Source organism: Tolypothrix sp. VBCCA 56010 (genome assembly GCF_050875635.1).
In the GTDB taxonomy this organism is placed as follows: domain Bacteria; phylum Cyanobacteriota; class Cyanobacteriia; order Cyanobacteriales; family Nostocaceae; genus Hassallia.
Genome location: NZ_JBPAOH010000113.1, coordinates 1 through 26,014, shown reverse-complemented (window position 1 = coordinate 26,014; position 26,014 = coordinate 1). Strand labels below are relative to the sequence as shown.

The following is a 26,014-nucleotide window of genomic DNA, read 5'->3' as shown; positions in this document are numbered from 1 at the left end:
TTCTGTCCGGCGAACCGCCGCATCAATTTGCTCGCCCGTTCATCGTTTTTAGTGAGGTATTGAGCTTTATGTTGTCCGTTTTTGTCCGGGTTCATCCCAACCCCTTTTGACTTTTCATCAATACCGCAATTGGTGCTATTTCTAACTTTGGACAAGTCAATCCAATGCTAAATAATAGGTGATTTTAAATACCTTTATTCGAAAATTTACGTATAAATTAGGTGATAGTCACCGAAGACGGCTTCGGTTGCCCATCCCTTCAAGGGGTGGGAGGAATCGCCGTCCGCCGTCTTGGGCATGGGGCAAGGGGCATGGGTAAGAAAACCAATGCCCAATGCCCAATTCACTTCGGCCCGCGAAATCAAGAGTGCGAGACTCCGGGGGATGAGCTTAAGAAAATTGATTGTTTCCTTCCTCTGCTTGTTGTCTATAAATCTGCTTTTTGATGTTTTGTAACAACTACATCTGTAAGCAACACCTATTATAGCTGTTGACGAAAGCAAGTCATATGCGCTTTGTCTTCTCAACAATGCTGAAAACCTTAATAATCAACAAAATTGAGCAAAAATCAGGCAAATAATCTTGAAAAAATTAATTTATCTCAACAATGATGATTAGTGATACTTTACATACATGTTTCTGCTTATTTCTGTTTAATGCTTTAAGTCAAGCTTTTAAGAGAAAATATGAATACTTAAATAATTCATAAGTATAGTTAACCTTGTGAATAGATTGAATACTATATATAGAGAAAATATGTGGACGAGGGTATCAAATGGAGCAATTACAAAAACAGATCCTAAGTTTGGGTCATAAAGTCGATGCCCTCTACGATCTGATTGAGCAGCTTGATGGTAAAGTCTCTCAAGCTGTATCAGAGTGTTCTTTAGCAAGAACAGAGGCAAAAGATAATTATTTGGAAAATAACAACACTGGGGGCTACCAGTTAAAAGGACAAATTCGTTTAAATTCAGATTTAGAACACAAGGATGTATTGACAGACGGCGTTTATCCAGAAATGAATCTGCAAGCCGGAGATAAGCTTTTAACACCAGAAATTCAAATCCAACGCCTGACAGCACAATTAACAGCCGCATATAATCGCATAGCTGCCTTGGAAGAACAATTATTGCTCAAAAGAATTCATTAAGTAGGTCGTTAAATTAAACATCACTCGTATCGTTTGGGCATGGGGCATTGGGCAAGCGGGCATGGGGGAGGCAGTGCGTTGGACGGGTCTCCCGGCTTAAAGCATCTGCCGTCATGGGGCAAGCGGGCATGGGGCAAGCGTCCAAGTAGGCAAGTGAAATACGCGATCGCTTCTTTTTATTCCCATTGCCCATTGCCCATTGCCCATTGCCCATTACCCATTGCCCATTACCCATTACCCATTACCCAATGCCCATTGCCCAATGCCCAATACCCATTGTTTCAATAACTCTTAACTAACGACTAATGACTATTGACTCGGCTCAAGCGTTCGAGTTGGGCTTCAATAGCTGCCAGAAGTTGGTTTTGTCGCCAATCTTGGCTTATATGGGCAGCAATGCAAGTGCCACCAGCGCCCATACCTTCTTTCACAAAACCTTGCTCATAAGCTTGGAGTTGGGAATAACGAGAATCAGCAAAACTTAATTGAGTTGCAAGTAGAGGTGGGGAAACATTATTTTCAGTTTTCCCACCTCTATTAATTAGTTGAGCTAATTCAACTGTAGCGCCAGAGGGGTCTTCTGCTACCCAGCGAGTTGTACCGACGACAACTGCTTTACTTCGCCAAGGTAAAGTATAAGCAGTAGCGATCGCACTCATCAAAGCATAAACCGCCAGCATTTGCGTCCCACCAGCTAGCATTACACCACAACGCCGACTCGCTGCAATAGCCATACCCGCCGCCACCACCTGCATCGGATCTCCCACTGCCGCTACAAGTTCTAGAGGATCTACGGGATTTTGGATTTTAGATTTTGGATTTTGGATTTTAGATTTTGGATTTTGGATTAAAACTTTTTTTACCTCAGTTCCTCCACCTCCCCCACTCCCCCCTTCCCCACGCCAGTCGCTAGAACGGAGGGAACCTCCGCAACGCGCTGGCTCCCCTCTCCCCCTCCAAACCTCCAACCCCGCTTGCACTACCGCCCACTTTTGCGTGTGGTTACAAACAGGATGGCTGCTATTAACTTTGCCCACTGCTTCAATACCCAAGCCAGTTAAAATCGCTAGGGCGGTTGTAGTTCCGCCGACTACGCACTCACCAACAATTAAATAGCCATCTTTTATTTTCTCACTTAGCCGTTCACCCCAAAGCAGCCCTTGCTTTAACAAATGATTTACCGTTGCTAAATCCATCGCTGCACCTTGACTTAAACACTTAGCCGGACAGCCACCCAAATCAATTACAGGTACAGCAGGCAGCTGGGGTAAGCCAGCATTAAACAAATAAACTGGAATCTCAAGTGCTTCAACTACAGCGCGAGAAATTAACACAGGTGACGCGCCAGCCTCCAAAGGTGGTAGGGCATATTGCGGCTTTCGTCCTGCACCGTAGTGTAAAAACTCAGCATCAGCAACGGCTGTGTATTTCCGATCCTCTGGAGTCCGACCGGCTGCGGAAATTCCCGGAATTAAACAAGTTTCGGTAAATCCTAATACACAGGCAAAAATCGGTGAAGTACCGCGATAACGTGCGATCCATGCTTCACCTTGTTCTATTTGGGTATAAATGCGAATCATAGGTTAGTTGGAGCGTTGTTGGTGAGTCAGTGCGTTGGGGAGGCAGTGCGGTCTTGGGGTTTCCCCCCGTTGTAGCACCTGCCGTCGGGTTTCCCGACAGTCACGCATCTGACTCTCCCGTTGGGTTGTTGGTTGGAGCGTTGTTTTACTAACCACTATCGACTAACGATTAACCACGCTCCCACTATCGACTAACCACTAACTATCCTTCATTATCCATCAGAACTTGCACCCAGCGTGGGGGACGAGGGATCGGATTGCCGAGGCGATCTAATAACAGCCATGCTGCTAGGTGAACGACGAATAGATAGATAAAATTGTTAATTATTATTAAGGCGATCGCTCCCACTTGAATGAAAAATACACTGGGAGTCGCCAAGATTCCTAGCTTCAAAAATAACCACTCTAGAAAATCTGTCGTCTGATTAATCAAATAAATCCATAAGTCTTCACCCGACAATACAGACAACAACCAGACGCGAAAAAATACCCCTAAAGTACCTAACAGCGTACCCAAGGTGATAGAAACAATCCAGGGAACGCGGCGATGCCAAGTTGCGCCTAAAAGCACGCCCATAAAAGCAAAAGGCATGACAAACAGCAAACTGCGAACCGGTCCCATCAACACCGAAAGCAGCAACCCGGAAACAACCGCCGCCATCCATGCTGCGCGGTTGCCCCAACGAAGATAAACTAAAGCGATCGGCACGGGAAAAAATATCCGCAAAACTGGTCCCAACGGAAAGTAATTGTTAATAAACCAAATCAAACTAGAGGCACTTGCTAAAAATGCCGTTTCCACCATTCGCAAAGGCGCATCAGCTTTTAACTGTTGTCGGCTAAAATTCTCTTGTTTGTCTAACAATTCATCAGCCTCGATTTGGGATTTAAGGGAGTGGCGTTCTTCTGGCTCATCTGGCAGAGAATCTGAAATAGTCATATATAACAAGTTAAACTATCATTTTTTCTAGGGCTAATAAATCGGGAACACAAATAATGTCTTGATCCCGTTTAATCAAGCCTTTTTTTTCCAGCCTTGTCAATACTCGTGTAACTGTTTCCCGCGCCAGTCCACTCAAACTACTTAATTCCCGGTGAGGTAAATTGGGAATTTCCGTTCCTGTCTGCCCTTTTTTTCCCTGTCCCTCTGCTAAAAACAGTAACGTGTCAGCCACCCGCGACTGACTATCAGATTCGCGCAATCGCAATCTTCGATTTACTTGTCGCAAGCGTCGTGCCATTAGTTGCGATAATCTAACTCCCGCCAAGGGTTCTGTGTGTAGTAATTTCACAAAATCCTGTGCCGGCATACTGCCTATCACCGTCGGAGTCAGAGTAATCACGTCAGTTGAACGAGGCACTTCATCTAGCGCTGCCATTTCTCCAAATAATTCGCCCTTGCCGATAATATTCAGCGTTACCTCTTTGCCTTCTAAATTGTATGTACGAATTTTTACCCATCCATCGATAATAAAATATACAGAACCTCCCCAGTCATTTTCCAGCAAAATGACTTGATTTGCCGGGTGAGTGCGGGTGACAAGATGAGTTAAGGCTGGTTCCACAACGTCTTCTGGCAACCCTTGGAAAAAGGGCGCACTTGCGATCCAGGGATTGGGAGGTGCGTGCAAAGTATATCAGTCCTTGATGACAACAGATTTATTAAAGCTGGATGTTACACAACAAACAAGAGTGTCATTTTCAGCGGTGACGATCGCCACACAGCCCCACACGAACATAAAACTTAACTATGTTACACAAAAAAGCGATGTTGTCGCTTTCTCTCAAAAATCTTTACCATGAAGATTTTAAACAAGTGAAAGTTTTGTGTAAAGCAGTTTGTGAGCGTGCGATCGCCACTGTTGTTTGCCCCAACTGCAAACATTATCACTTAAAACAAAACTTCATCAATGATACTAAATATAATTAATTTTGGCTTTTTTATCTTTTCTATGATAAAGGTAATGTTTCCTGTTTCCTGTCAACGTTGCTCGACTGCGTTACCCTCAAAATGGCACATGGAAGAATGAGCAATGCGGTGTGGCTCCCACTCAACGCATGGTTGTGCGTCTGTTCCACCACTTCTGTGTACCGCGCTTGGTGGCATGACTCCTTCCTATTTCAGGTAAAGTAACTTCTATAAAAGATAACGTACAGTTCTAGCTAAGGTAAATCACAGTGACTTCCCGCGCCGAAGAAATTCAAAGACTAATCGCAGATATTGACGACTTATTCGCTAAAAGCGGCAAACGCTTACCCAGAGTTCTATCCGGTCAGGCAGCACAAGAGCCAAGACAGCTTTTAGAACGAATTCGCGACTTTCTCATCAAATTAAGGGACGAATCAGAAAACAAGCTTGCCGAACAGCCACAATTATCGCCAATACTCGCGAAATTTGCCGATCGAGGTAATAGTGAGTCTTCACCACAGCCAGATCAAAACCAACAACAGAGTGTCCACCCCCCTGAGCAAAAAATTGATTTTTCCGCATTGCTTCAGCCGTTGCAAGCAGAATTACAAACTTTGTTGCAAGAGCGAGCCACTTTAGTACAGGAAATCAGACAATTAGAGCAACGGCGATTGCACAACTACTCCTTAACCCAGCAGATGGCAAATCAGGAGCAGATGATTTCCGAATTTTTGCAGGTGTTGATGAATCGCATAGTGCCAATAACGCCACAACTAACAGATAATTTAGCATCAGGCGCGAGCCAGCAACTCGATACTAATTACTCAACAGAAGTAGAATCTACCTCGACTCCACCATTTTTAGAATCAACACCCCCAGAACAGTTAACACGCTTTGCTGCGGAGTTGGATCGCCGTCTTTTATCGCTAGATGGAACTGTGAATGTCGTCTTTGAAGCACTACAGCGCAACATTCACACTTACCACGAGTCATTATCTCAAGCGTTAGCGAGAATGCACAGCCAAGGAGTGCAAACAGAACACTTGATGAGCAGCTTTCTCAACAATTTGACTTCTCAATTGCAGCAATCTTCTTTAAGAAGAGAAAACGAAACCTCTTCATCACCGACAATTATTCAACAAGATACCCCCGCGACAACAAATCTAGATACAGTACTTTTGCAACTTGGTGTGGATGAGCCAAAACTCGTTACTGCTAATACTACAACTCCAACCGCATCAGTGCCGAATGCTCAGTTAGTTGTTGATGAAGTAGATCAGCTTTACGCCAGTTTGTTTGGTACTGAAAATCTCACCGAGCAAAGCCAGAAAATTGACACAAATCGAGAATCGGATATTACAGATAAGTTATCTGTGACCGCTTCGACTCCTTTATCAATGTCGAATATCGTCCAGCCACCAGAAAGCCCCACAAAATTACAACAATCGGTTGTTCGGGATGAAGTCACACCAGAAATAATTAATCAGGAAACAAATGTTATAGATGATGTATCGGCTTTGACCACAGATTCTTCACAACTTTACGCCACAAACGAAGTGCAACAACCGGAAAATCCAGTTGTTGTACAAGATGCTTGGCTGCAAGAATCAAATGTTATAGATGATGTATCGGCTTTGACCACAGATTCATCACAACTTGGCGGCACAAACGAAGTGCAACAACCGGAGAATCCAGTTGTTGTACAAGATGCTTGGCTGCAAGAATCAAACGCGGATCTTCTGGATGCAAGCAACCCCACACCAGCAATATCAGATACTTATGAAAAATTAACACTGAATAATACTGAGAATATTTTGCCGTCAGCAGAAGATGTAACACCTGTGCCTGTTGAAGAACCGACAATTGCCGATACAATTACTGTCTTGGGCGACTTGTTAATTAATGTAGCGCCAGATACTTCAGAAACTCCAAGTTCGTTATTTGTGCAGAAAGATGAAGATCCTTCGCCAAACTATATTAGCGCTTCTCCCCAGGAAAATTTACTCTCTCAAGCTGAAGCGATCGCTGACTCTGTTTTTGATATTTCCTTAGACGAAGACCAGTTAGAGCAATTAAATCAAGATTTAGCTGATTTCGATCGGCAATTAAATTCTCAGTCACAACCAGAAATCAACTTAGAAAATCAATTTCTAGCAGAAAATACTTTGACTGCCGCTGAGTCTGTTGTCGAGGTGTTAGAAATTTTCCCCGCGTCAAGTGAAAAAACTGAACCGACAGCATTGCTAAGTTCCGGCAGGGCAAATCAACCAGAATCGCTCAATCTTGATGGTTCAGTTTGGTATCTGGGAATCGATTTGGGTACAACTGGAATTTCTGCGGCACTGTTGAATCGCTCCACTAATGTTGTCTATCCTCTTTATTGGTCAGCAGAAAAGCAATCGGCAGCAACTTTATTAAAACCATCGTTTCGTTTACCAGCAGAAGTTTATTTACCTGCGGCTTCTGTATCTGGTAGCGAGATGTCCACAGAAGCACTCCACTCAGAAGCGCCAGTAGCTGTGGCTTCTCCTCAGGCAGGAGTAGCTACTAGCAATTCTCCCTCTTTAGCGCAAACAAACAGTGTTTATTCAGCGCAGTTGAAGCCTTATTTACAAATAGCGATACCCTACAAAAACGAGCTAGATAAATGGGAACCTGTGTTGCAATTAAATGAATTTTCCGCCGGTCCTTTGATTTGGGTTGTGCGATCGCTCTCGAAATTGCTGTTAACTCTCAAATGCGTAAGCACTAGCACTACACCAGGTTTAACAGCCGCAGCTGTTGGTATAGATGAACAAAGTTTTCGGACAATTATCAATAATATTGCTGGTGTAATAATAACTTGTCCATCTAACTCGTCGGAACAATATCGCTTTAATGTCCGCGAAGCTTTACTCACCAGCGAAATAGTGCAGCATCCACAGCAAGTATTTTTTGTCGAAGAAGCGATCGCTAGTTTGCTCAGTGAACTTGACGGTGCTAACGGTGAGACTGTACAATTGTGCGTTCCTCAAGGTTCTCCTCCGCCAATTCAAAGCGATCGCCGTCCGATTGGTAGCACTCTGACAATTAATATTGGCGCAACTTCCACAGAAATGGCGCTAGTCGATTTGCCAGAAAACCTGCAAGAACTCACACACAGTAATTTTATGCTCCACGGTTTTGCTTATGCTGGCAAAGGAATTGAGCAAGATATTATCTGTCAGTTACTGTTTCCCCAAAAATGGCAACAACCACGTTCCTCAACACAAGACGATAGCAAAACTACTAGCAGTAATGCTTGGCATTGGCAACCAGCGATTCCTGGTTTAGATCGGATGCAGCTGTCAAGTTTGAATTTAGAAGAATTAGAACTTCCTCGACCTGGGGAACCGGATATCACAACTCGCATTCGTCTTCAGCAACGGCTCGAAAGTTCTCTTTTGGGACAGGCGGTGTTAGATGCCGGACTTGCTTTAAAATTGATTTTACAGCACCAAGAATCTTTTACTTTGGAATTGGCAGATCGGCGATGGGTGTTGCATCGGCGAGATTTAGAGGCGAATGTATTTGTTCCGTTTGTGCGACGCCTCAACCGAGAACTTAACAGATTGTTAGTAGCGAAGGGAATTCCTACAGAAGCAATTAATCAAGCTATACTCACCGGTGGAGTGGCTACTTGCGGTGCGGTGAAAAGTTGGCTGCGGCAAAAACTCCCCAACGCTAAGATTATTCAAGATTTATCTAGCAGTGACGGTGTTCCCACTTGTAGCCGGGTTGCTTATGGTTTAGCGATGTTGCCTTTGCATCCCCAAGTTGTAGAGGTAGCCAAGCAACAGTATACAGATTATTTCTTGTTTAGTGAATTGCTGCGACTAATGCCAGAGCGATCGCTATCTTTTAACGAAGTTATTCAGTTATTCGAGAATCAAGGCATCAATACCCGTACTTGTCAGCAACGCTTGCTGGCTTTTTTAGAAGGTGAGTTACCTCCTGGTTTGATTCCTTCTAGTCAAGACTCCAACTGGCTGACTCAGACTTCAAAAGAAAATCCTGACTATAAAGCGATCGCCGCTGCCCCACTTTTTGACAAACAAGGTAGCCTTACCTATCGTCCCAATTTCCAACAACTACAAGCACTGCGTCGCTATCTCGATGCTATCAAAGCCAGTACTCAGCAATCCTTTGACGAACCTTACACAGTTAATTTCGTACTTGTCAGCAACTAGATTGCTGCTTGAAAGTTCGTAGTAACGGCTTTAGCCGTTGTAATTCAGCGCTCTTCTCGCTCACTACCAATTAGCAAATAGTTTTACATAACACGCAGCCATCCTTAGTATAAATACTTGGTTCTACTGGCATCCAGATTGCGTGTTATTGTTTTTTTATGTATTTGCTTCAGAGAAAATACTGAAAATTTAAAAAACTCTGCGTAATTGAAAGATTAGATAAAATTTGCCGTTTCCGCATTTACTCAAGAAAATTTCTTGTCTATATTGGCATTTAACAACATATAAATCAGTAAAAACCGAATTATAGCCGTGTCCACCTGTACTTCTAATACAGAATCTTTTGTTGTAAATGATTTTGTAACTATAAATCATTCTATACACGCATCAACAGTAAGCACTGTCAAACGATTAATTGACATTTTTGGAGCGATTATCGGATTGATGGTTACAGCAGTAGTGTGTATTCCCGTAGCGATCGCCAACTTGATTGACAGCCCAGGTCCAATATTTTATTCTCAAATTCGCTGCGGTCTTAACGGAAAACCCTTCCGCATGTGGAAATTTCGCTCAATGATCGTTGGTGCCGATAAACTCAAGCATCTAGTAACAAACGAGGCAAAAGGTCACATTTTTAAATCTATTCGCGATCCTCGCATTACTCGTGTCGGTAAATTTTTGCGGCACACCAGCTTAGACGAATTTCCTCAATTTTGGAACGTCTTAATCGGAGACATGAGTTTAGTTGGTACTCGTCCACCCACTCCTGATGAAGTAACACAATACGAACCACACCATTGGCAAAGATTGCAAGTTAAACCAGGCATTACCGGCGAATGGCAAGCTAATGGTCGTTCCTCCATTAACGACTTTGAAATTATCGTCAGCATGGATATTGACTATCAGCGTAAGTGGTCTGTTGCCTACGATTTAAGTCTTCTAGTCAAAACTGTTTGGGTCGTATTTAAAAAAAGCGGTGCTTATTAATACGACTAACGTAAAAACTCTCTCAAACTCTCCCAAACTCTGTGTACTCTGCGTCCTCTGCGGTTCGTTTTCCATTATCCTATCTTCCAATCCACGCCGAAAAGAATTATTTAACCCTTCACACCCGCATCAGTTTCCGTCGGTACAATATAACGTTGTAAAAACAGAAATAATATCAACACCGGCGCAATCGAAATTACCGAACCAGCAGCTACCAACCGCCAATCTAGGGAAAACGTACCCGCTAATTTCGCGACTCCCAAAGGTAGAGTGTATAACTGTTCATCTTGGATGACAATTAAAGGCCAAATAAAGTCACTCCAAGAACCAATAAATACGAAAATAGCCAAAGTTACCAAAGCAGGGCGAATCGCTGGCAACATAACATACCACCACAAGCCTAACTCTGAGCAGCCATCCATTCTCGCAGCTTCTTCCATTTCTTTAGGAACACTAATAAAAGCTTGCCGCAACAGAAAAATCCCAAATGCAGAAGCCAAGCTAGGAAAAATCATTCCCAAATAAGTGTTTCTCAAACCCATTTGCACTGTCAAAATGTACAGGGGAATCATCACGATTTGGAAGGGAATCATAATCGTGGAGACGATCGCCACAAAAATCCAGTCTCGTCCTGGAAAGGACAATCGAGCTATCGGGTAAGCTGAAGCCGCGCAAAACAGTACATTTAAGCCCACAGTCAGCACCGCCACTAAGGTACTGTTGAATAAGTACTGCCCAAAAGGTAGAGATTGCCAAACTAAGACAAAGTTATTCAAAGTAGGTTGATTAGGCAATAATTGCAGCGGCGTCGCAAAGATATTTTCTGTCTTGCTTTTCAACGCCGTACTCAAAAGCCACAGCATAGGAAACAGCGTCATTAAGGCGATCGCTCCCAATAACCCATACATCCATAACCAATTTTTGCTTTTAATTAAAGTCATTTCTCTTTCTCCACTCTCTTTTACAACTTATTAATTACCATAGATTATTTGCTGCTTTTACAACGTTATATCCGGCAAATATCTATCCTAAAATAAGTTTAATTGCTTGTGTTTGTCAAACGAACATAGTAATATAGTAAGTGTATTTTACTAACTACATAGCGTTGTAGTTGGTGCGTCGAGGACAATTGTCCTCGGCGCGGAATTTAAAAATTTATTTGGGAATTTATTTATACCTTAATTTTCTTAATAAATACCATAACTAGAAAAATTCCTTGTAACTCGTAACAACTAACCCAACGGGAGAGCCAGTTGCTTCAAGTCGGCAGAGCCGACGGCAGATGCTTCAAGCCGGGAAACCCGGACGCCAGACGCCTCAAGTCGGCAAAGCCGCCCACGGCGCTGGCTCTCCAACGCACTGCCTCCCCAACGCACTGGCTCACAACTAACAATTAACAACTAACTTCTACAAGCAGTCAACCCCATTTCAGTGCAAACATTTTGTAACGGCTGATCCCAAGACTCAACTGGTAGCTGTGGTAGATAGGCAAAATCAAATACAATTCCGATAGTCGGCTTTGTGGAACACTCAGGAGAACTCAGCAGGCGATCGTAATATCCACCCCCATAACCCAAGCGATATCCTTGATAGTCGCAAGCCACACTGGGAATGATAATCAAATCCACTGACGCAGGCTTTATAGTTGGTGCGTCGGCATGAGGTTCGATAATACCATAACCGTTTTTTTGCAGGGAATCTTCTTTTGTGTAGAGATGCCAGCAAAGCGAGTCACCGACGCAGCGTGGAAATCCCCATCTTTTAGTAATCTGGGCATCTTTCCCACCGTCAAAAGGTGCAAACAGTGGACTGAGGTCAGGTTCTTGGCGGAAACTGAAATAAGCCAGGATGGTTTTTGCTTGAGTAAACAGTGGTGAGGAAGTTATGTGAGTGCAGATGCGATCGCTATGAAGTTTCCATTCTGCCACCGACATTGATTGACGTGTTTTGATAAGCGATCGGCGTAACTCTGCTTTTTCCATTTAGAGAAATTTTCTTTTAATCTAACCGACGTCCTGTGAGATCCACGAAAATATCTTCTAAATTAGAAGCACGCACCATCATCCCGGTTTTATCTTTTTGTTGATCTAGATAAACATTAGCTTCTGACAGAGTGGGGAAAAATAGATATTGAGTGCGATCGCCAACTTGCTTCATCACCAAACCTTGACCATGTAAGGAGCGCAACTGTTGTAGAGTTCCCAAAGAAATCAGCTTTCCGCCATCCATAATACCAATGCGTCCTGGCTTATCACCGCCAAAAGCATCGCATAAATATTCGACCTCATCCATATAATGGGTCGTTAGTAGCATCGTCATTCCTTGCTTATTCAAATCTCGAATAATTTCCCAAAGGCGTCGTCTTGTTTGCGGGTCAAGTCCTACCGTCGGTTCATCTAAAAACAGAATTTGCGGTTGATGCAACAAAGCTCTCGCTATCTGTAACCGTCGCTTCATCCCCCCAGACAAAGTTTTTACTAAACCATTGCGTCTGTCTGCTAGCTCTACATAATCTAGCCATTGATTAATTAATCGCTGTCGCTGTGGATTGGCAATGTGATGCAGCCTTCCGTGCAACTCCATATTTTCCCATACTGTTAAATCTGCATCTACACTGACTTGTTGCAAAACTACACCAATGCTTTGCTTTGCCAATATCGGTTGTTTTACCACATCATATCCAGATACTTCAATCCGCCCTTGGGATGGTTTCGTTAAGGTGGTTAGCATCCGAATTGTCGTAGATTTACCTGCACCATTGGGACCGAGTAGACCAAATATTTCACCTGCTTCAATTGTGAATGAAAGATCGTTCACCACAGGTACATTGTTATATAGCTTGTAGACGTTTTCTAGGTAGACAGCAGCGGTCATGGATACTTTGCATATGATTGTGAATTCATCCTTAAACTAGCATTCCTGCCGCCAGGACACTTACTTAAAAAGTAGAATTCTTACCGATGAAAGCCAAAATTGGTCAACGGGCAATGGGCAATGGGCTGGGAATAAAAGATTTTTTCCATGCCCCATGCCCTATACCCCATGCCCAATTCCCAATTCCCAATGCCCTATGCTGGGAATGCCTTGACTAATTCATCGCCGGGAATAACTGTGGTGTAGAAGACATAGTTATGATTAGCTACATAACGGCGATCGCTTTTTATTATCGCCATGAACTCGCGGTGTCCCTCGCGTCTGCGTCCCACTAAACAACCCGCACTGGCAGCGCGAATATTATTTTGGGGAAAATCAAAGCCATAGTGTTGATTAACCGCGAAAAGACCTGTGTCAAGTTTGTCGCCAGTTCGTTTAAAATCTTGGTTAAAATCTCGGCAGACAGTGATATCATCAACCTGAACTAATGCTTCGTGAGGCTCTGCCGTGCCGTGGGTTCCCACAGACCAAGATTTGTATTGCCCAAATTGAATTCTCGCAGCTCCTTGAGGATTCATCGGCATATAAGTATAATGGCTACCTGGTTCGGTGGTAGCTTGCCAGTGATTGACGATTTTGGGAACACCATCCACAACTTCAATGACTATCCGTCGATCGTTAAATTCATTCGGTGCATCATTATTGAGGCTGCCGTCTTCATTCATCCCCTCAATGTAAACAATGTTGTATTCCTTGGGTTCGGCGAATATAACATAATTTTTGGATTGCATATATTTAACAATCCGGCTTGCAAGGTCATTGCTTAGTTTTAAGGGAGTTTTAGGAAGTTCGTCTCGTTTAGTTTCAATCAGTTCTTTAGCTGTGACTTTTCCTAAAAATTCAGCTTCTCCTGTCTTTGTTAAGTTTTGAAATTTTTTCAGTGCTGCTGCGGAAAGCGGTCCAAACTTGCCGTCAGCAGGAGGTTCCAGCAGACCTAAGCCAATTAATTGTATCTGAACTTGACGAGCCAAGTCTGGATCTTCAGCGATCGCCTCAAACCCATACTTATGATCTGTTCCCAAAAACTCTTGTAATTTCATATTGCGCCCTTTAACTCTTAGTTATCACATCTGCTAACTAATAGGTGCAAAACTCAAGAAATTATGCACTCACTCAGTTTGTATGCTTCAAAATTCTTTACTTACCATAACTGGTTGCGATCTAAAAACCCGATTTTTCTTGTCTTCGCGTTACTTTTAGCAGTTATTTAATAACGATTCTCTTTGAAAATATACCCTTGGGTAGATTATTTCGTCAAAATGATTATTTGTTACAAAATTTAAAATTATCGTTTCAAACAATACTTTTGTATAGTAAAAACATTTAAATAGAAAATATTTTCGTAAAAATACTGATAAAAACGGAAAATTTAAGAAATAACCTGTCAGTTATAGCGCTGTTTTACAACAGAGGCAGTGGCAGCAAAAACCAGAACGAAAGCAGATGAGCGGAATATTGCTGTAAAAAAAGTTAATTATTTGTATAAATAACATCTAATTTAAGTGACTTCTTAACTGACATTTTTTCATGTCATGAGCGATATTTGGGAAGAAATAAGTAATTTCTAGGCAATCAGCCGAAAAATAAAAAAAGGTTAATTTTTTGTATAAAAAAATCAATTTTTTCAGAAATGAGCTAACTTCAAAACACGGAGAAAAGTCTGTGTTCTCATTTGAGGCAAGAAAAATGACAGAAGTATCAGTTCGTCTTCGCGATCTCAAACCGGAATATCAGAAGCTTTGGCAAAGCTGTCAAATCAAATCTGACCAATTAGATACCACCAAGCAGATAGTTGCGAAAATCAAGACAAATCGCGATCACTACCAAGCTGTACAACAAAAAATTAATGTACCTTGGTACTTTATTGCGGTCATCCACAATATGGAATCCTCCCTTAGCTTCAGCAAACATCTGCACAACGGCGATCCCCTAAAAAAACGTACCGTAAATGTCCCAGCAGGTAGACCAGTCCCCGACCCCATTAAAGGTTGGGACGTAGGCTACACATGGGAAGAAAGTGCTATTGATGCTTTGACAAAAGGAGGCAAAGATTTAGACAAAGTAAAAGATTGGAGTTTACCCGCACAACTTTGGCAAATTGAACAATACAACGGTTTTGGTTACAGGCAAAACCATCCAGATATTCTCACCCCTTATCTGTGGTCGGGCACTAACCACTATACCAAAGGTAAGTACACCTCTGACGGAAAATGGAATGCGAATGCAGTTTCTGAGCAAATCGGTGCGGCTGCTTTACTAAAAATTTTGATTAAAGAAGAAAATCTCAACATTCTCATGGCTTAATGGGAATTGGGCATGGGGCATTGGGCATTAGGCATGGGGCATGGGGACAAGAAGACAAGGGGACAAGGGGACAAGAAGACAAGGAGGAATTACCAATCCCCATTGCCCATTGCCCGATGCCCATTGCCCAATGCCCATTGCCCATTGCCCATTGCCCGATGCCCATTGCCCAATGCCCATTGCCCGATGTTAAATAATCATGTGATTTAAGTAACAAGTTTTTCAGAATCTTCTTTAACTTTGATGCTGACACTGATATAAGATAAATGTATTGATACAGGCACAAGCCCCAAACTTTGTGATCCCGATGTATACAAGTGAGTTGACTAAGTATCCTCCCAGAACAGAGATTGCAAACACAAGCCGCATTCTCGTGGTAGAAGATGAAGAATTAATTCGGGAAATGTTGGTTGTCGCTTTGGAGGAGGAGGGTTACGGGGTGGTAACTGCCTCGGATGGACGAACGGCTCTAGAATATCTCAAAAATTTTGAACCCAACTCTGGAGAGATTCTTTTTGACTTAGTTATCCTTGATTTGATGCTGCCTCAAATCAATGGACTGGATATTTGCCGCTTGCTGCGTCATCAAGGAAATCCAGTACCAATTTTGATGCTGAGTGCTAAAGGTAGTGAAACTGACCGCGTTTTGGGTTTAGAAGTCGGGGCAGATGATTATCTGACTAAACCTTTTAGTATGCGGGAGTTAGTCGCTCGTTGTCGAGCTTTACTTCGGCGTCAACGCTTAAGCACTTTGCCCGTAGTGCCAGTTTTACATTATAAGGAAGTGACACTAAATCCCCAAGAGTGTCGCGTTATGGTTCGCGGTCAAGAAGTGAATTTATCGCCTAAAGAGTTCCGCCTTTTAGAATTGTTCATGAGTTATGCTCGTCGGGTATGGTCGCGAGAACAATTGCTAGATCAAGTTTGGGGACCAGATTTTGTCGGGGATAGTAAAACTGTAGACGTTCACATCCGCTGGTTACGCGAAAAATTAGAGCAAGATCCCAGCCGTCCAGAATATATCGTGACTGTGAGAGGTTTTGGCTATCGATTTGGATAATTGATGACGATAGTTGTTAGTTTTTAGTTGTTATAAAGTAACTAAAAACTTGCGATGCTGGTATTGGTTTTTTTTCTGGGTTTAGCCATAGGCATTGGGTTTTGGATTTGGCAACAAATTCAACTAAATCGCTATTTGGGACGAGTCCTGCGACCTTTTGCCCCCGATTCTTCTAAGGTAATGCTACCGCTGATTCCTCGTTTGCGGGATGAAATTGCCTTAGTTGAGCAGCATCAGCAAGATTTACAGCAGTCGCTGCAAACTTATGAAAAAGTGCTGGATTTCGCACCAGTGGGGTATTTGCAAGTTGATGAAGAAAATCAATTGCTGTGGTGCAATCAGCAGGCACGAGAGATATTGTATTTGCAAAGGTGGCAACCAGGACAGGTGCGCTTATTGCTAGAACTGGTAAGATCCTATGAACTGGATCGGTTAATTGAGCAAACACGCGATCGCTCTTCTTGCCAAATCAAAGAATGGGTGTTTCACCCCTCTTGTGAAAACGCCGCAGCCATGTTAGAATTGAAATCTCTAGCTTTGCGAGCGTCCAGCTTGCCTTTACCCAATGGACAAGTAGGGGTATTTCTGGAAAATCGCCAACCACTGCTAGATATGAACGCAGCACGCGATCGCGCATTTTCCGATCTGGCACACGAACTGAAAACTCCCCTGACTTCGATTCGTCTGGTCGTAGAAACATTACAAAACCGCTTAGAATCACCTTTGAATCGTTGGGTTGACCGCTTAATGCAAGAAGTTGACCGACTAATTAGCTTAGTGCATAGCTGGTTAGAACTCACCAAAATCGAAACAAACCCAGGAATTGAACTACATCCAGAAGTAGTAGAAGTGCGATCGCTAATTGCCTCTGTCTGGGCAACACTAGAACCGATAGCACAGCAACACCAACTAACTCTTGACTCAAGAGGAGGCGAAAATCTCTGGATTAAAGCAGATAAATCGCGGATTTACCAAGTATTTCTCAATTTGCTCGATAACAGCATCAAATACAGTCACCCTGGTACAAAAATTTACGTAGAGGCGAAAATCATCCCCATAAATAATAACTATAGTGACAATTCTTCTCCCCAAAGTCTGGAAATCAATATAATAGATTCCGGATTCGGTTTTTCGGCAAGCGATTTGCCTTATGTTTTTGAGCGATTTTACCGAGGAGATACAGCCAGAACTCGTGAATCACAGCCAGAGGGTAACTCAAAAACGGGAATTGCTGGTACTGGTTTAGGTTTGGCGATAGTTAAACAAATCATCCTCGCCCACGGAGGTTCGATTAAAGCCATGAATCATCCCGAAACAAAAGGTGCATGGCTGCAAATTGTATTCCCAGAAGTAGTGGCAAACTCCCAAAGCCAAGACTATAGTTAAACAATATCTTCATGTTTGAGACGAAAAATGACCAAAGCAGTCTTTGATAGTCCCAATCCTGAAAGACCCCAGCTAGCACGCGCTATGAGACGTTTAGAACGGGATGTGTTACGTATGGGTGCTTTGGTCGAACAATCATTTCGCCTCAGTCACCAAGCTTTAATTGCCCGGAACTTAACCGCAGCTGAGGAACTTCCCCGATTAGATAAAAAAATTGACCGCTTTTATAAACAAATCGAATTAGACTGTACGGCAATCATGACCCTGCAAGCACCGACAGCTCAAGATTTGCGATCATTGAGTGCTATTATGCAGTTGGTGCGCGACCTGGAACGCATCGGCGATTATGCTAAAGATTTAGCTGAAATTGCCGTGAAAATCTTTCCTTATCCGCCTCATCCTACTTTACCAGAAATTGCCGTCATGTTTCACCACGCCCAAGCTATGCTAGCTACTAGTTTGGTGGCTTTGGCAGATTTGGATGAAGTCAGCGGACGCAGTATCAAACGTTTAGATGATGCTGTAGATAATGCCTACGATCGCGTTTATCAAACTTTAGCTTACCAACGAGATGTCCCAGGTGTAGTTGAACCAATTGTCTTGCTAGCTTTAGCAATTCGCTGTCTCGAACGTATGGCAGATCACGCCACCAACATCGGTCAACGAGTAGCATACATCGTTACCGGTCAACGCGGTTAATTGGGCATGGGGCATGGGGCATTGGGCATTGGGCAATGGGCAATGGGCAATGGGCAATGGGCATTGGGAATAAAAAGAAGCTAGACGTATTTTACTTGCCCACGCAAAACCATGCCCGATGCCCCATGCCCGATGCCCCATGCCCGATGCCCCATGCCCCATGCCCAATGCCCCATGCCCAATGCCCAATTCCCCAGACAATTTAGAAATTTTGTAGTAGTGGATACCGGTTTTCCACAATTTTTTTTGGTAATGTGTGACAAGAAATTAATTCTTGGTAAAAAACATACATTACATTTAAGTGTAACTTTTGGTTAAACTCTAAAAATGAAATTAATTTTATGTGAGGTTGCGCTTTATTTACGTAGGGGCAATTCATGAATTGTCCCTACTAGAGCGTAAGCGCGTGCGTAATTCCGCGCTTACGCATCTTCATACAAAATTGGTATTAGTTAACAATTTCTTTTTATACTATGGAGATATAAGTATATAATAAACAATATAAGTACAAAGATAAATATTTTTTGCTCAAGCAAATCAAATATTTGTTAAATAACATACATTTCACGAAAAGCTTACCTGTTCTTAATCTTTGACGTTTAAAGTAACCAAAGATCGGCATTGCTGAATGTTCCTTCATATCTCACTCTCTGTTTATGCTGTAATCGATAAAACTGATGAGTATCAAACGTCGGGAATTTTTGCTGTTATTGGGAGGAAGTGCAGGTGCAGTAGCACTTGGCTCTCTGGGTGGATGTGATAAAAAAGATACATTAAAAAGAATAGCTACCACGGTAAATTCATTTTTATTTAAACCGATAAAAGGTGCTATACCCTTAGAAACGGCTGGCTTTAAACCAGAACAGCAAAAAGAAATTTACAGCACCCATGAAGTTGTAGATGATTTAGTATTACCACAAGGCTTTCAATACCAAGTTATTGCAGCTTGGGGTGATAAAGTCGGTGATTCGCGCTTTGGTTACAACAACGATTATTTATCTTTTGTGCCAACAAGTGAAAACGAAGGATATCTCTCAGTTAACTTTGAATATATCAGTGCCATCCCATGGATGCAGACATATCAGCAAGTAATTGGCAAATCATTACCATTTGCAGAGGTAAAAACAGCACTGAATTTGAATGCATCCGGGAAAAATGAAATTAATGCCTATGCTTTGCCAGATAATGATTCACTAAAAGCGAAAATCAAGGAAATCTGTTCAGAAGCCCTTTTAGATCAAGGATTGGGGATTATCTCGATTAGAAAAACAGCTGCGGGTAAATGGGAAAGAACTAATTCTCCAAGCGATCGCCGAATTAGTGGAATTTCCGGCTTAGAAGACAAGCGTTATTTAAAAGCAACCGGTCCTGCGGTAGCGGTGTTTCGCAAAAAGCAAGGACAGGGATATATTGATAAATTAGGCGATGTCTTACGACAAGCCGCTTTGCGTCTACGCATTATCGGTTCTTTCGCTAACTGCGCCAGTGGAACAACACCTTGGGGTACAGTCTTAAGTGCAGAAGAAAACTTTCAAGCGCAAGTACCAGAATTAGTATATGCCGATGGAACATCCTTAGACCCAAGTAAGCGACCTTTTGCTTTGGGTGATGAAGAACTTTTCGGACAAGGTAATGTTTTCGGATTAGCGGGAAATAAATATGGCTGGATTGTCGAAGTCGATCCAGCAAACCCGAATGATTACGGGACAAAACATACTTGGTTAGGACGATATCATCATGAAGCGGTTGGTGTGCGGGTTGAAGCAGGCAAACAACTAGCATTTTATTCGGGATGCGTAGACGCGTTGGCGAAGCCTCTCGAAGAGAAGCGGCTTGTCGTCAGACATCGCCGAGGAGGACATATATATAAATTTGTGAGTAGCGATCGCGTCACCAACCCCAAAGATAAAGCTAATTCCCAACTGTTGCAAAAAGGAATGCTTTACGCTGCCAAATTTAACCCTGATGGTACCGGTCGCTGGATTCCCCTAAAAGCAGACACACCCGTAGATCCAGATGTTCCTAAGCTAATCGCGGGAAACATCATCCGTCTACCAAAAGGTGCGACAAGCGAAGGCAAAGCCGGTTTTCAACCTTTACCAGAACCAATTGAAGGAGTTAATCTACAAATCACCAAAGACGAAGAAATTAGCTTTTTTAAACAAAACTACAAAAAATTAGGCGACCTTTACACGGGTAATAGTGAAGAACAGCAAGGTGCAATTTTAATTGACGCACATTATGCCGCAAATGCCGCCGGTGCAACCTGCACAGCGCGTCCCGAAGATACGGAAATTGCTTTTAGTGGCGATTTGTACATTAGCTTTACCTCTGGTTCTCCTGATAAAGAGGGGGGTCCCGATATCAGAGTTTTCAAAAGTCCTAAAGGTGAAGCACCCTATGAGTATGGCTGGGTGATGCGTTTAACTGAAGACAACAACGATCCCGCAGCAGATAAATTTAAATGGCAAATGTTAGCAACAGGAGGTGAACCCGCAGCAGGTGGTATGGGTTTCGCCAATCCAGATAATTTGCTGTTAGATCGTAGCGGAAATGTCTGGATGGTAACAGATATGTCCAGCAGTAAAATGAATAGTGCCATCATTAATCGCCTTAATGACCAAGGTAAACCTGCTAACATATCGGGTTTGTTTGGTAACAACGCTCTGTGGTTTATTCCCACCAGTGGTGAAGAAGCAGGTAAAGCTTTTCTATTTGCCACAGGACCTATGGAGTGTGAAACCACAGGTCCTTTGTTCACTGAAGACGAGCAAACAATGTTCCTCTCAGTGCAGCATCCAGGTGAAAGCAACGGTATCCGTAAAAACCAAGCTTCAGAAAGCAGAGAATTTTTAGTTACCACTACCACGGGTGAAGAATTTATGCAAACTCGACAAGTTCCCATTGGCTCGAATTGGCCCAGCAAAACTCCCAATTCTCCACCGAAGCCAGCAGTTGTTGCGATTACTAAATCTTCATCTACTTGACAAATTATTTCAATAATAGTAGGCTAATGACAATTTAATAGAGCATCTTTTATACAAATCATTAGCAAATTTTAAACTGCAATATATAAAATTCACCTGACAATATGTGATGCTAATGCCATGTCATAACTTCTAAAAGCTACCACCCGATTTGAGTAACGCTTCCTCAGGCGGTATGACCTGCTCAAATTATTAGTTGAATAATCTCCAGACACTATTTGGCAATTCAATTTGAGATTTGCCGATGATTCAAATTATCCCAACTTACTTTAAAGCGGTTTTTCCTTTGAAACATCTATCCTTTGACTGAATGAGCGTGGTGATGAGTGTTCTAGCAAGCATTTGCCTTGCATAGATTGGGTTTTGCATTCCTTGATAATTTTTAAATCTACCAAACAACTTCTATTAAGCGAGATAACTTTCATGACATATTTGCCGATTAATACACCAAATCCTATATCTAACAATCCCTTAACTACTGCAACTGAACAACTGCCCCAGAGGTTATTTAACCGTCGAGAAATAATTCCTCAACGCAATGATGTACTTTGGCGGATTGAGCGGGGAACAATTCGTACCTTAACCTGGAGTGAAGATGGAACATTCATCACTCTGGGTTATTGGGGACCTGGGGATTTGGTTGGTTATCCTTTATCCACAGTCAAACCTTACCAAATTGAATGTTTGACAAGTGTAGAGGTAAGCATTATACCACCTCATATGTGGCACGAAGATTTGAATGCTTTATTATGCCACATTCAACAAGCAGAGGAATTGTTAAGTATAGTACATCGTAAGCCAATTTCTCTACGTTTGTGGCAATTTTTGGTCTGGTTGAGTCAAAAGTTTGGTTGTGAGGTAGAACAAGGCAAGCTGATTGACTTGAATATTACCCACCAAGAAATTGCCGAAGTTTTAAATACAACACGGGTGACGGTAACACGGCTACTACAGCAGTTTGAGGAAGAAGGAAAAATGTTACGCTATAAACGCCGGATTGTTCTATGTTTTCCCAATCAAGCGACAAAAAAATAGTGTCAAATGTGTGCTAGTTGACTTGTTTATACTACAGGCACTTTGGTTAAATAAATAATGACAGTTTCCTGGTGAGGACTTACACAACACTATATTAAATAATTACTTCGTGTTTCACGCTCAGTTTGAAGTGCCTTCATTCGCTCTTAATTATCTGTGCGTCTGGAGGAGTTAGTTTTATGATGATTTGGTGTAAGTCCGTTCTTTATGAAACAACGAGAACGAATATTTTGTCTGTGGGATTTTTGGATGCGATCGCTCCTTGGCGCTTGCGCTCCTCATGAGATAATATTCCTTGCACTGAAAAACCAATAGTAAGTACTAAGGTGGGAACTCCCAAAACAAACAATAAATCTTAATATATAAATCAACTTCCCAAAAAATTGACAGAAACTTTAAATTCTCGTCATTGGTCTGATAACTATAGGACTGGTTTGATTGCGTGAAAAAATCTAAGTATATGTAGGGTGCGTTACTGATTTTGTCAAATACGCACCAAAGCCTTCTTCTCGGTGCGTTACTAAGACAACGAACCCTATTGGGGGAGGACGGCAGTTTTGCGGGAAGAAAATCTACACCGCAAACTGCCTCGAAAATCCACACCCCAATAAGCCGGACCCTACGTGTATTTCACGCAATCAAATATGAGTCCTATATATTAATAATCGGTATTTTACTTTGAAAATTGGGAAATATTTTGCTGATTATATAGTCACTTAACCTTGACAGTAGAGACAACCTTAATGCCAAAAATTATCGCTTTCGTAAATATCCTCTGACGGTAACTATAAAAAGACCGTTAACAAAAGTTCAATTTGCGTCAATGAGCAAAACCGATGCAGAGAAATTGTACTATTCTTCAACCATTTTGCTATCAAGGCGCTTGTTGCCATTGCTGCAAAATATCAATTTTACCTAAACTTAACCTCAGAACAATTATCGGTGAACAGTAAGTTAAAAGTCTGCTTTTAACTTATGAGAGTGAAGCCGTCAACAACATGAAGGAAGAAATTCTATATCTAAAAGTGAATATTAATCACAATATCTGCTACTATTACTGTAATATGATTATCGGAATTTTCCCCGATTAAATCAATAGGTGTGAGTGAGAGTCAAAAAAATGAAAAAACCTCTTTGGAACGTTTTTAAATTAAGTCCATTAATTGTTGCTGCCTCATTTTTAGCGGCAAACAGTGCTGTAGCAGCAGAAGTGAAAGCTGAACAAGAACAGACAACTTCTGTTTCCCAATTGTCCGAAGAGTCTAACAGCATGGGTCAGGTAACATCGGTATCTCAGTTTTCTGATGTGCAGCCTACTGATTGGGCATTCCAAGCATTACAATCTCTGGTTGAGCGTTACGGATGTATCGCTGGATACCCAAACGGTACTTATCGCGGCAACCGGGCAATGACTCGTTATGAATTTGCCGCTGGTTTGAATGCCTGTTTAGACCGTGTTAACGAATTGATTGCCACAGCTACCGCTGACTTGGTGACAAAAGAAGACTTAGCGACCTTACAGCGCTTGCAAGAAGAGTTTTCTGCTGAATTGGCAACTCTGCGCGGTCGAGTAGATACACTAGAAGCCAGAACCGCTGAGTTAGAAGCAAATCAGTTTTCCACTACCACCAAGTTAGTTGGGGAAGCGATTTTTGCTTTGTCTGATGTTTTCGGGGATAACGCGGCAATAGACGCTGCTACACTCAGAGCTAATCCAAACGCAGCAGACCGCGACTTAGATGCCAACACGACTTTCTCTGACCGGGTTCGTTTGAACTTGCTTTCCAGCTTCAGTGGCAAAGACCAGTTGCAAATTCGTATGCAAGCGGGGAATGTCCTTGCCAACAATGGTGCTAACTTAGGTGAGGCTTCAACGGGTACTAACATGACCCGTTTGGCATTTGACAACAACACTAACAACACCATTTTTTTCGATAAAATTAACTATGCTTTCAACTTAAGCGATGCAATACGTGTCAAGGTTGATGCTAACAACGGTGAATATTGGGAAAACATCAACAACTTTAACCCTGTCTTTTCCAGCAGTGCTAAAGGTGCTATCTCCCGTTATGGTCGCTTCAGCCCCATCTACCGTCAAGGTTCTGGTGGTGCAGGTGCAACCATAAGCTTTAACCCTAATGGAGCTTTGAGTGCCTCTGTGGGTTATTTAGCTGGTGGAGGTAGTGGTGCTAATAATCCCAATGGTAACGTAGCTAACAACCCTATCGATAAAGCAGGTTTATTTGATGGTAATTATGCGGCTCTTGGTCAGATAAGTTTCCAACCAATTAAAGCTTTTAATCTCGGTCTAACCTATGTACGTAGCTATCAAAATAATCTTGGTGGTGTGAACCTCTTTAGTAATACAGGTAGCAACATTGCCAACCAACCATTTGGTAATAATATTGCCACCTCAGCCAATCACTACGGTGTAGAAGCTACCTTCAAACCCAGTGATAAGTTCATACTTGCTGGTTGGTACGGTTACACTGACGCTGAAGCCGAGAACAGTAGCGCTAACCGTGCCACCTCAATTAACGGCATTCCCCTAACTGTTAATAACGGTGATAGTGCAAGCTTTAACTACTGGGGTGCTAGCCTCGCTTTACAAGACTTTGGCAGAAAAGGTAACTTGCTTGGTTTTATCTTTGGTCAATCACCGAAAACTACCAGCAACGATGCCAATATTACTGGGAATGGTAGAGGGCTAAGAGATTCAGATACCTCTTACAGTTTAGAAGGTCTTTACAGGCTGCAACTGAACGACAATATTTCTGTTACTCCCGGTTTATTGGTGATTTTCAATCCAGAGCATAATGATAGGAATGACAACATCTATGTAGGTACGCTGCGTACTACTTTCAGTTTCTAAAACTGCCCACAGCTAATAACAATTTAGATAAACCTTAGCCCGCTTACAAGCGGGCTTTTGCATAGTCAGATAAGTGATGTGGAATTTTGACACTCCTCAGCCGTCATGCTGAGGATTCTTGGTTCGTCCAGCAAGCCGTAAACCTTCGTGTCCCTATTCCCAGTCGCCGACTGGTACGCGGGCAATATCTAAACCAAACATCCGTCGTGTAGTTGACCAAATGTTGAGCCAGTTCACGAAAGACCTAGAGGGCATCTGTCCCCAAGCTTTCAGGTACTTTGTTGAGAGTGCCGAAGTTGCGTGTTCCTCTCTTTTCCCTACGTTCCGGCGTGCCCCGCCGTACGCTGTTGTTTAAGTTGTTTTCTTTTCTAGGTTCACGCGCAACTTATTAGGTAGCGACTGGGTTTTAAGGAGGACTTTCCCTACCCTCCGAGCATTTTTGTTTCCTAGCCAGTTGTGTGGAGACACCCCAGATTTGTATAGTCACATGCTAGCGGATATTCTACCTGTACTCTATACTTGTTATTGTACTGACAAATGTCCGGACATGTCAAGAAGCAAAAAGCTAGAAATTAGAGTATCCGAATACGAGTTCGCTCAATTGCAACAAGAGGCGGAGGGGCAGGGTGTTTCTATGTCAGACTTAGTGAGAAAGTATATTTCTAAACTCCCAAAACCCGTGATAAAGCCGTCCTAGAAGGACGGGGTTTTACCCGGATTTCTCACAAGTCAGAAAAAAACGCTTAGGTTAGCCAAATGTAAGATAGTTTAATTAATACATTATCAAAATATCTTCATAGCCTGGTATTTTCAAGTAAAAGTCGAAGTATCTGAAGATAGATAAAATACATTAGAAGTGCTTAATACTGAAGCAAAAAACTTTTAGTGATAAAAATTGACATG

Annotated in this window: 23 protein-coding genes; 16 read left to right on the top strand and 7 right to left on the bottom strand. The window is 42.4% G+C overall.

Annotation, left to right across the window (positions count from 1 at the left end; genetic code table 11):
- Window positions 1-221 precede the first annotated feature (221 nt).
- The 3 genes from AABK37_RS29045 (at window position 222) to AABK37_RS29035 (ending at window position 1,438) form a co-directional block, all read left to right on the top strand.
- Window positions 222-446, top strand: coding sequence for a hypothetical protein (locus AABK37_RS29045; protein ID WP_432554962.1), 225 nt, complete (start codon window positions 222-224; stop codon window positions 444-446).
- 329 nt (window positions 447-775) lie between these two features.
- Window positions 776-1,150, top strand: a complete 375-nt coding sequence (locus AABK37_RS29040) for a hypothetical protein (protein WP_432554961.1) — start codon at window positions 776-778, stop codon at window positions 1,148-1,150.
- Between the two features lie 39 nt (window positions 1,151-1,189).
- Window positions 1,190-1,438, top strand: a complete 249-nt coding sequence (locus AABK37_RS29035; protein ID WP_432554960.1) for a hypothetical protein — start codon at window positions 1,190-1,192, stop codon at window positions 1,436-1,438.
- Between the two features lie 14 nt (window positions 1,439-1,452).
- On the opposite strand, the gene AABK37_RS29030 is transcribed toward AABK37_RS29035, so the two are convergent.
- From AABK37_RS29030 to AABK37_RS29020, 3 genes are all read right to left on the bottom strand, one after another.
- A complete protein-coding gene (locus tag AABK37_RS29030) occupies window positions 1,453-2,730 on the bottom strand; it encodes a nicotinate-nucleotide--dimethylbenzimidazole phosphoribosyltransferase (protein WP_432554959.1) in 1,278 nt (425 codons plus the stop codon).
- A 202-nt stretch (window positions 2,731-2,932) separates the two neighbouring features.
- Entirely contained in the window at window positions 2,933-3,670 is a 738-nt protein-coding gene (locus AABK37_RS29025) for a DUF2232 domain-containing protein (RefSeq protein WP_432554958.1), read from the bottom strand.
- Between the two features lie 10 nt (window positions 3,671-3,680).
- The gene (locus AABK37_RS29020) at window positions 3,681-4,361 is read right to left on the bottom strand and encodes a Crp/Fnr family transcriptional regulator (protein ID WP_039737172.1); all 681 of its coding nucleotides are present in this window, start codon (window positions 4,359-4,361) and stop codon (window positions 3,681-3,683) included.
- Window positions 4,362-4,377: 16 nt separating this feature from the next.
- On the opposite strand from AABK37_RS29020, the gene AABK37_RS29015 reads away from it, so the two are divergent.
- The 3 genes from AABK37_RS29015 (at window position 4,378) to AABK37_RS29005 (ending at window position 9,834) form a co-directional block, all read left to right on the top strand.
- Entirely contained in the window at window positions 4,378-4,533 is a 156-nt protein-coding gene (locus AABK37_RS29015) for a hypothetical protein (RefSeq protein ID WP_432554957.1), read from the top strand.
- 375 nt (window positions 4,534-4,908) lie between these two features.
- Complete coding sequence (locus AABK37_RS29010; protein WP_432554956.1) at window positions 4,909-8,847, top strand: hypothetical protein; 3,939 nt, start codon at window positions 4,909-4,911, stop codon at window positions 8,845-8,847.
- Between the two features lie 366 nt (window positions 8,848-9,213).
- Window positions 9,214-9,834: a sugar transferase gene (locus AABK37_RS29005; protein WP_432554963.1), complete on the top strand. Its 621-nt coding sequence runs from the start codon at window positions 9,214-9,216 to the stop codon at window positions 9,832-9,834.
- Between the two features lie 110 nt (window positions 9,835-9,944).
- Here AABK37_RS29005 and AABK37_RS29000 read toward each other — a convergent pair whose 3' ends face one another.
- From AABK37_RS29000 to AABK37_RS28990, 3 genes are all read right to left on the bottom strand, one after another.
- Window positions 9,945-10,775, bottom strand: coding sequence for a carbohydrate ABC transporter permease (locus tag AABK37_RS29000; RefSeq protein ID WP_432554955.1), 831 nt, complete (start codon window positions 10,773-10,775; stop codon window positions 9,945-9,947).
- A gap of 459 nt (window positions 10,776-11,234) precedes the next feature.
- Entirely contained in the window at window positions 11,235-11,816 is a 582-nt protein-coding gene (locus AABK37_RS28995) for a 5-formyltetrahydrofolate cyclo-ligase (RefSeq protein WP_432554954.1), read from the bottom strand.
- 16 nt (window positions 11,817-11,832) lie between these two features.
- Complete coding sequence (locus AABK37_RS28990) at window positions 11,833-12,708, bottom strand: ABC transporter ATP-binding protein (protein WP_432554953.1); 876 nt, start codon at window positions 12,706-12,708, stop codon at window positions 11,833-11,835.
- An 86-nt stretch (window positions 12,709-12,794) separates the two neighbouring features.
- Between AABK37_RS28990 and AABK37_RS28985 the strand changes: the two genes are divergently transcribed.
- On the top strand, window positions 12,795-12,926 hold the full coding sequence (locus tag AABK37_RS28985) for a hypothetical protein (RefSeq protein WP_432554952.1): 132 nt from the start codon (window positions 12,795-12,797) through the stop codon (window positions 12,924-12,926).
- On the opposite strand, the gene AABK37_RS28980 is transcribed toward AABK37_RS28985, so the two are convergent.
- Window positions 12,903-13,808, bottom strand: a complete 906-nt coding sequence (locus AABK37_RS28980) for a peptidoglycan-binding domain-containing protein (RefSeq protein ID WP_432554951.1) — start codon at window positions 13,806-13,808, stop codon at window positions 12,903-12,905. The genes AABK37_RS28985 and AABK37_RS28980 overlap by 24 nt on opposite strands.
- Before the next feature lie 646 nt (window positions 13,809-14,454).
- On the opposite strand from AABK37_RS28980, the gene AABK37_RS28975 reads away from it, so the two are divergent.
- The 9 genes from AABK37_RS28975 (at window position 14,455) to AABK37_RS28935 (ending at window position 25,111) form a co-directional block, all read left to right on the top strand.
- The gene (locus AABK37_RS28975) at window positions 14,455-15,072 is read left to right on the top strand and encodes a hypothetical protein (RefSeq protein ID WP_432554950.1); all 618 of its coding nucleotides are present in this window, start codon (window positions 14,455-14,457) and stop codon (window positions 15,070-15,072) included.
- Entirely contained in the window at window positions 15,072-15,269 is a 198-nt protein-coding gene (locus AABK37_RS28970; RefSeq protein ID WP_432554949.1) for a hypothetical protein, read from the top strand. Before AABK37_RS28975 ends, AABK37_RS28970 begins: the two co-directional genes overlap by 1 nt.
- 110 nt (window positions 15,270-15,379) lie before the next feature.
- The gene (locus tag AABK37_RS28965; protein ID WP_432554948.1) at window positions 15,380-16,132 is read left to right on the top strand and encodes a response regulator transcription factor; all 753 of its coding nucleotides are present in this window, start codon (window positions 15,380-15,382) and stop codon (window positions 16,130-16,132) included.
- A gap of 54 nt (window positions 16,133-16,186) precedes the next feature.
- Window positions 16,187-17,518: a sensor histidine kinase gene (locus AABK37_RS28960; protein ID WP_432554947.1), complete on the top strand. Its 1,332-nt coding sequence runs from the start codon at window positions 16,187-16,189 to the stop codon at window positions 17,516-17,518.
- Window positions 17,519-17,545: 27 nt separating this feature from the next.
- On the top strand, window positions 17,546-18,217 hold the full coding sequence (phoU, locus tag AABK37_RS28955) for a phosphate signaling complex protein PhoU (RefSeq protein WP_432554946.1): 672 nt from the start codon (window positions 17,546-17,548) through the stop codon (window positions 18,215-18,217).
- A gap of 111 nt (window positions 18,218-18,328) precedes the next feature.
- Window positions 18,329-18,535 (top strand): hypothetical protein, encoded by a 207-nt coding sequence (locus AABK37_RS28950; protein WP_432554945.1) that lies wholly within the window; start codon window positions 18,329-18,331, stop codon window positions 18,533-18,535.
- A gap of 359 nt (window positions 18,536-18,894) precedes the next feature.
- Window positions 18,895-21,204 carry a PhoX family protein gene (locus AABK37_RS28945; protein WP_432554944.1) on the top strand — a complete coding sequence of 770 codons (2,310 nt, stop codon included), beginning with the start codon at window positions 18,895-18,897 and terminating at the stop codon, window positions 21,202-21,204.
- Window positions 21,205-21,627: 423 nt separating this feature from the next.
- Window positions 21,628-22,239, top strand: a complete 612-nt coding sequence (locus tag AABK37_RS28940; protein WP_432554943.1) for a Crp/Fnr family transcriptional regulator — start codon at window positions 21,628-21,630, stop codon at window positions 22,237-22,239.
- Between the two features lie 1,120 nt (window positions 22,240-23,359).
- On the top strand, window positions 23,360-25,111 hold the full coding sequence (locus AABK37_RS28935) for an iron uptake porin (RefSeq protein ID WP_432554942.1): 1,752 nt from the start codon (window positions 23,360-23,362) through the stop codon (window positions 25,109-25,111).
- Window positions 25,112-26,014 lie beyond the last annotated feature (903 nt).

What these genes read in the sequence shown, in the direction of transcription:
- phoU (WP_432554946.1), top strand. Translation starts at nt 17,546, where the DNA reads ATGACCAAAGCAGTCTTTGATAGTCCCAATCCTGAAAGACCCCAGCTA.
- AABK37_RS28975 (WP_432554950.1), top strand. Translation starts at nt 14,455, where the DNA reads ATGACAGAAGTATCAGTTCGTCTTCGCGATCTCAAACCGGAATATCAG.
- AABK37_RS29025 (WP_432554958.1), bottom strand. Translation starts at nt 3,670, where the DNA reads ATGACTATTTCAGATTCTCTGCCAGATGAGCCAGAAGAACGCCACTCC.
- AABK37_RS29035 (WP_432554960.1), top strand. Translation starts at nt 1,190, where the DNA reads ATGGGGCATTGGGCAAGCGGGCATGGGGGAGGCAGTGCGTTGGACGGG.
- AABK37_RS29000 (WP_432554955.1), bottom strand. Translation starts at nt 10,775, where the DNA reads ATGACTTTAATTAAAAGCAAAAATTGGTTATGGATGTATGGGTTATTG.
- AABK37_RS29015 (WP_432554957.1), top strand. Translation starts at nt 4,378, where the DNA reads ATGACAACAGATTTATTAAAGCTGGATGTTACACAACAAACAAGAGTG.
- AABK37_RS28980 (WP_432554951.1), bottom strand. Translation starts at nt 13,808, where the DNA reads ATGAAATTACAAGAGTTTTTGGGAACAGATCATAAGTATGGGTTTGAG.
- AABK37_RS28940 (WP_432554943.1), top strand. Translation starts at nt 21,628, where the DNA reads ATGACATATTTGCCGATTAATACACCAAATCCTATATCTAACAATCCC.
- AABK37_RS28985 (WP_432554952.1), top strand. Translation starts at nt 12,795, where the DNA reads ATGAAAGCCAAAATTGGTCAACGGGCAATGGGCAATGGGCTGGGAATA.
- AABK37_RS28990 (WP_432554953.1), bottom strand. Translation starts at nt 12,708, where the DNA reads ATGACCGCTGCTGTCTACCTAGAAAACGTCTACAAGCTATATAACAAT.
- AABK37_RS28960 (WP_432554947.1), top strand. Translation starts at nt 16,187, where the DNA reads ATGCTGGTATTGGTTTTTTTTCTGGGTTTAGCCATAGGCATTGGGTTT.
- AABK37_RS28995 (WP_432554954.1), bottom strand. Translation starts at nt 11,816, where the DNA reads ATGGAAAAAGCAGAGTTACGCCGATCGCTTATCAAAACACGTCAATCA.
- AABK37_RS28935 (WP_432554942.1), top strand. Translation starts at nt 23,360, where the DNA reads ATGAAAAAACCTCTTTGGAACGTTTTTAAATTAAGTCCATTAATTGTT.
- AABK37_RS28965 (WP_432554948.1), top strand. Translation starts at nt 15,380, where the DNA reads ATGTATACAAGTGAGTTGACTAAGTATCCTCCCAGAACAGAGATTGCA.
- AABK37_RS29030 (WP_432554959.1), bottom strand. Translation starts at nt 2,730, where the DNA reads ATGATTCGCATTTATACCCAAATAGAACAAGGTGAAGCATGGATCGCA.
- AABK37_RS28970 (WP_432554949.1), top strand. Translation starts at nt 15,072, where the DNA reads ATGGGAATTGGGCATGGGGCATTGGGCATTAGGCATGGGGCATGGGGA.
- AABK37_RS29040 (WP_432554961.1), top strand. Translation starts at nt 776, where the DNA reads ATGGAGCAATTACAAAAACAGATCCTAAGTTTGGGTCATAAAGTCGAT.
- AABK37_RS28950 (WP_432554945.1), top strand. Translation starts at nt 18,329, where the DNA reads ATGCCCGATGCCCCATGCCCGATGCCCCATGCCCGATGCCCCATGCCC.
- AABK37_RS28945 (WP_432554944.1), top strand. Translation starts at nt 18,895, where the DNA reads ATGAGTATCAAACGTCGGGAATTTTTGCTGTTATTGGGAGGAAGTGCA.